1 protein-coding gene is annotated in these 657 nt (G+C 68.6%); it reads left to right on the forward strand.

Translation table 11 applies throughout. The annotated features are described in order from the left end of the window. Positions 1-603 (forward strand): ABC transporter substrate-binding protein (locus ACFP3V_RS31320; protein ID WP_380591075.1); only part of this gene is annotated, 603 nt, incomplete at its 5' end. Between the last annotated feature and the right edge of the window lie 54 nt (positions 604-657).

Here is a 657-nt window from a genome sequence, read left to right on the forward strand (position 1 = left end):
AAGACCGCCATCCCCGGCAGCGCGGCGGACACCGACACCCAGCTGAAGGCGAAGCTGGACCCGAGCCTGCAGGCGCTGAACCACGCCGCGGCGGAGGACAAGGACGCGCTGGTCGTCAACAAGCAGACGGCGGACAAGCTCCACCTGACCAAGGACTCCTCCATCAGCGACCTCGCCACCCAGGCGAAGACGCTGGTCATCGGCGCGAGCCCGGAGTTCCAGACCCGGCAGCAGGGCCTGCTCGGCCTCAAGTCCGTCTACCACCTGGACTTCAAGTCCTTCAAGGCGCTGGACGCCGGCGGTTCGCTCTCCGAGGCCGCGCTGAAGAACAACAGCGTGCAGGTGGCCGACATCTTCACCACGGACTCGCTGATCGGCAGCGAGGGCTGGATCGCGCTCAAGGACCCGAGCAACCTGTTCGGCTTCCAGAACGTGATCCCGGTCGGCAGCAAGAAGCTGTCCTCCACGGCGGTGGACGCGCTCAACGCGGTCAGCGCCAAGCTGGACACCGAGACCCTGATGACCCTCGACGGCCAGGTGGGCAAGGGCGGCGACCCCCTCACCGTCGCCCAGACCTGGCTCAAGTCCCAGGGCCTCGCCTGACGTTCCCCCAGGGCCCCGTCGGGGGCCCTTCAGGGGCCCTCCAGGGGCGCGAGG

This window comes from Streptacidiphilus monticola (assembly GCF_042658505.1).
Lineage (GTDB): Bacteria > Actinomycetota > Actinomycetes > Streptomycetales > Streptomycetaceae > Streptacidiphilus > Streptacidiphilus monticola.